A 5108-nucleotide genomic window follows, 5' to 3' on the forward strand; every position below is an offset into this window, starting at 1 on the left:
CACACCTTTATTTGCGATGCGCTCCAGGGAAAGCCAGTGCGGGCCGGTGGCAGGATCTGCCCGGCCGGGACCTCCCGGCGGCGGTTTCGACGAATGATAAAAAAGGAAGTCCCCCCATTATGTTGCTGGTGTTGGCAGGATCCATGTTGACCTTCGCAATGGTGCAGGAAGCGACCGTCGTGGAGCCCCACCCCAGGGGCACGGTGATCATCGAGCAGGACATCGACAGCGGCCCGGTTGAATTCCGCCTCGAGCGCAAGGTGGAACCGCTGGTGGAGCAGAAGTACCGCAACATTGTGCGCCAGGCCTACGACTACAGCTGCGGCAGCGCGGCGCTGACCACGGTACTGAAATACTACCTCGGCCGCGACCTGAACGAGCGCCAGGTCATGGAGGGGTTGCTGCATTACGGTGAAAGCGAGCGCATCGTCGAGCGTCGGGCCTTTTCCATGCTGGACATGAAGCGCCTGGTGACGGCCCTGGGTTACCCGGCCGGCGGCTTCCGGGCCACCATCGACGATCTTCGGGAGCTCGACCATCCGGCCATCGTTCCCATCCAGCACGCCGGCTTCAAGCATTTCGTCGTGCTTCGGGCGATCCGCGACGGCCGGGTTTTCATTGCCGATCCCTCGGTGGGCAACTTCTCCTTCACCCTCAGCCAGTTCGCCGAGAAGTGGGACGATAACGTGCTGTTCATCGTGTTTCCCGGCAGCGACAAGCCCTTTGACGCCCTGGAGCTGAAGGAAGAGGACCTGCGTTACGTCGAGGACCAGACCCTGACGATGCTGATGCGGGAGCAGTTGCCGGCCTTCTACGAGGCCACCGAGCGGCGTATCCAGAACCTTCTGGAGCGCCAGAAGAACAATCCGGACGGGACGGTGGAAAACACCCGCAAGCAGCTTTACTACCGCCGGCAGTAAGCCCGCCGGAGGCCAGCACAATGATCGGATGTTTCGCATGTCAGGTGGCGTGCCGCATCACAACAGGGCAGGCCCGGGTCTGCCACGACCAAAAAAGACAAGGATAAAAGGGAGCCGGGATGAATCGTTGGTTAATGCGAGGTTTTCTCCTCTGTTCCGTGGCCGGGTTGCCGGCCATTGGGTGGGCGCAGGACTCCACCGTCGACAAGGCCCGTGAGGCACTGGCCCAGCAGGAAGAGGACGAGGATTCGTCCCGCCAGCTGGAGGAAGTGTTCCAGGCGGCCGAGAAAAACTACTCACTGCAGAAGAAGGGCTCCCACGCCCTCAACTATTCGTTCGACTATTCCTACACCGGCGACCAACGCCTGGACCTGGCTATCACCGACGGCTCGATCCGCAACATCGATGTGGTGCCCTCGGCCACCCACAACTTCACCAACGCCTTCAACTACGACTACGGCCTCAAGGACAACCTCACCGTGGGGGTCCGGGTGCCGCTGATCGTCAAGTACGACACCCAGGACGAACTCAGCCTGTACGACATCGGCGATGTCTCCGCCACCGCCCGCTGGCAGCCCCTGGCCTATGTGCCCGGCAAGATCTCCACCACGCTCTTTGGTACCTTCACCAGCAAGACCGGCACCAGCCCCTACGAGATCGACGTCAACCGCCAGCTGTCCTCGGGCAGCGGCTACTACACCCTGTCCGGCGGCGCCAGCGCCTCCAAGGTCCTCGACCCGGTGGTGCTGTTTGGCTCCATGAGCCTGGCCTACAACCTGCCCGCCACCGACCTGCAGCAGGTTCGCGGTGCCCGGCTGCTGGAAGAAGTTGAGCCGGGCTTCGGGCTGTCGGGCTCAGCCGGCTTCGCTTACTCACTGTCCTACGACATCTCCCTGAGTATTTCCGCCCAGCTCAGCTACAGCGACGAAACCGTGCTGACCTTCAGCAACGGCGAGCAGGCGGTGGCCCAGGATCAGATGAGCGGTTTCCTCAGCATGTCCCTGGGCACCCGGATCAGCGATACCACCATCGTCAACACCAGCCTGGGCATCGGCCTGACCGAGGATGCGCCGGACTTCTCGCTGGGGGTCTCCCTGCCCATCAACATCTCCGGCCTCAAGGACTGAGGGCGCCGGTGACACCATTCGGGAAGGGAAGAATTTGATGGGACAATTCAGCCAACGCCAACGCCTGCTGGCCGCCCTGGTGGCATCGGCCGTGTCCTGCGGTGTCCAGGCCCAGCTGGCCCAGAACCTGCTGATCCACCCCAAGGCCCTGGCCCTGGGCAACGCGGTGACCGCGGATCCGCCGGGCATGATGGCGATCCACTACAACCCCGCCGGTCTCACCAAGCTGGACGGTCGCCAGCTGGAAGTGAACCTGATCAACGCCTATCTGGACATCGATGCCGATTTCTTCGCCCCCGAAGGTTACGAGATCTTCGGGATCGACGGCCTGGAGATCGACCCCTTGACCGGTGAGCAGCGGGACCCGGTGGCCAATACCCACAGCCACACCAATACCCTGGCCATCTACGTGCCCGGGGTGGGCATCCAGCGCATGCCCTCGGGGCCCGGCCTGGTGCCCTCCGGCGGCATCAGCATCAATCCGCCGGGCTCCAAGCTAACCTTCGGCAATGCCTTCTACCTGCCGTTTGCCGCCGGCTACCACCGGGACAGCAACGACCCGGGGCGATACATGCCCAAGGCCACGGCGCTGCAGCGGGCCACCTATCTGTCACCCACGGTGGGCTACAAGATCAACGATGAGTGGTCGGTGGGCGCCGGTATTCACTTCTCCCACATGGGGGTGGCAGCCGACCAGTTCATGCGGGCCCCCAACATGCTGCTGGGGGTGGCGGAAGTGCTGCAGGATGCCTTCAATTGTGAATCCGGCGACGAGCCCCTGGCGCCCTGGATCGCCCTGTGCGGCGGCAATGTGGGGCCCTGGGACGACATCGGCGCGCTCAGCCTGGATGTGCAACAGTCGCTGTCGCCCACCTACAACCTGGGGGTGATCTGGGAGCCCACCGACTGGTTCAGCTGGGGGGCCAACTACACCTCCGAAGCCGACATGAACCTGCGGGGCACCTTTGCCATCGAGTACACCGACAACTGGTCGGGGTTCTGGCAGAGTGTCAACAGCTCCATCCTGGGCGCTATCGGTTCGGCGATCCTGAGTCTGCCTTCCGGTGCGCCCCGGGAGGCCGGCAACGTATCGCTGGATCTGACCTATCCCCAGCACTTCCAGACCGGCATCAGTGTGGACCTGGGCTCGATGGTCACCTTCAATGCCGATGTAGGCTGGACCGACTACAGTGAATGGGACGCCCTGAACCTGCAGTTCGACCGTAATCTGGAGTTCCTCAACGCCGCCCGGATACTGTCGCCGGCGAACGCCACGCCCAATACCCTGCGGCTGCCGCTGGGCATGACCGATGTCTGGAACTGGGGCTTCGGCCTGGAATTCCATGCCTCCTCCCGACTGGATCTGCGCATGGGCGTGGAGATCCGTGACTCGGTGATTCCAGACGACCAGCGCCAGATCATGGCGCCCCTGGGCGACGCCAATCTCTACAGCATCGGCATGGGCTACCGCTGGGACAAGGACACCGAGATCGATCTCAACCTCAGCTACATGCAGTCCATCGAGACGATTCCGGCCAATGGCAGCTGCAACCTGAACTGTGACAACATCACCAACATCATCTACAACCCTTACGCCGGCCTGGACGTCAAAACCTCCTTCCGGGTAGCGTCGGCGGGTCTGAGCTTTCGCACCAAGTTCTGAGGGTCGGGACTGGCTGAAGTGATGGAGTGACCAAGCGAGTGAGCACACAAGCAATGCGGCCGGCAGGCTGGCTCCCGATGCTGATGCTGGTGGTCCTGCTGGCCGGCTGCCAGCAAAGTCCGTCCCTTGTCCAGCGGGATGGCTACTACACCTGGGTGGACGAACAGGGGCAGGTCCGTACCACCCGCGTACCGGCCAGTGAACAGGCATCCAGGCCGCTGCCAAGGCGCCAGCCCGAGCCGGCGCCGGCCCAGGCCCAGACCCAGACGAAGGCAAAGGCCCAGGTAAAGGCAAAGGCACAACCCGTCCAATCCGACACCGGGCGCGAACCGGAAGCACCGGCCATGGCGGACCGGGCGCCGGAGCCCGGGGCTGTGCCGTCCCGGAGCGCGGCGGTCAGCGATGAGCCACCGGCGCCGGACGATGAATACAACCTCACCAATTACCCGGACGCCGAGGCGCTGGAGGCCGCCGGCTACATCCGCCCCGGCGATCCGCTGCCTTATTTCACCTGGCGTGATGCCAGCGGCCAGCTCCAGGTCAGTTACTACCGCCCAGATACCCGTTCCGACGAAGACAGGGGCCGAGAGCCGCTGGCCCTGACCCCGGGCATGGTCTATCAGGCCGGCCCTTCCGGGGCGGAGTCTGAGGCGGCGACATCAGCGTCCGCCAGTCCGGACGCGTTTCTGGTACTGGGCATCGAACCGTCGGGGCCGGATTTCTTCCAGCGCTGGCGGGAGCGTTGCTGCCGGGAGTTGCCGGTGGAAGACGTGGTGAGCTGGTCGGACAGCCGGGAGTTTGAGGTGAGGGTGGGCGACGATGCATCCGACTACCCGTTCCTGTCCGGTCCGAGCCGCTACCGTCTGGTCAGGTTGCCGGAGGCCTCCCGCACCGCGAGCCTGGTCATCCGGTTGCGGTCCTTCCACAACCAGGGCCTGTTCGTGCCTTCGGTGGCATTTCTTGACGAGACCATGCAGCCGGTGCGGCTGGTGACGGACCTGGTTATGGAGTACACCCCTGAAAGCTGGCACCGCCAAGGTTATCTGCAGGCGATGGTGCCCGCCTTTCCGGCCCGGGGTGAGCGCTGGCTGCTGGTCTACACCACCCCGGCGGACCGTCAGGGCCAGACCGTGGTGGAAACTGCCAGAGGCCCACGAGCCATTGCCCACCAGGGCAGGGGCCTGGTGAGCCTGACCGAAATGAACCCCTGAGGCTTCAACCTGCCCTCAGTCTTCCGGCGCCTCCAGGTTCACCCATTGATGGGACAGCCAGTAGAAGCGGCCGCCCTTTCGGACTCTCTGTAGCTTCGAACGACAGCCGTCGAACTCGAGCCGGGTCGGCCCCAACGCAACTCCATGTGCGCCGACGCGCAGATAGGCATCCTGTCGCTCCTCCTCC

At 63.9% G+C, this 5108-nt stretch carries 4 protein-coding genes; all 4 read left to right on the plus strand.

Going from position 1 to position 5108, the window contains the following annotated elements; translation table 11 throughout:
- Positions 1-119: 119 nt before the first annotated feature.
- The 4 genes from R3280_RS15910 (at position 120) to R3280_RS15925 (ending at position 4921) form a co-directional block, all read left to right on the plus strand.
- Positions 120-920, plus strand: coding sequence for a C39 family peptidase (locus R3280_RS15910; RefSeq protein WP_413468795.1), 801 nt, complete (start codon positions 120-122; stop codon positions 918-920).
- 134 nt (positions 921-1054) lie between these two features.
- Positions 1055-2047: a transporter gene (locus R3280_RS15915; RefSeq protein WP_318999593.1), complete on the plus strand. Its 993-nt coding sequence runs from the start codon at positions 1055-1057 to the stop codon at positions 2045-2047.
- A gap of 37 nt (positions 2048-2084) precedes the next feature.
- On the plus strand, positions 2085-3710 hold the full coding sequence (locus tag R3280_RS15920; protein ID WP_318999594.1) for an OmpP1/FadL family transporter: 1626 nt from the start codon (positions 2085-2087) through the stop codon (positions 3708-3710).
- A 38-nt stretch (positions 3711-3748) separates the two neighbouring features.
- A complete protein-coding gene (locus R3280_RS15925; RefSeq protein WP_318999595.1) occupies positions 3749-4921 on the plus strand; it encodes a MalM family protein in 1173 nt (390 codons plus the stop codon).
- Positions 4922-5108: the final 187 nt, after the last annotated feature.

Source organism: Marinobacter sp., from assembly GCF_033722195.1.
In the GTDB taxonomy this organism is placed as follows: Bacteria; Pseudomonadota; Gammaproteobacteria; order Pseudomonadales; family Oleiphilaceae; genus Marinobacter.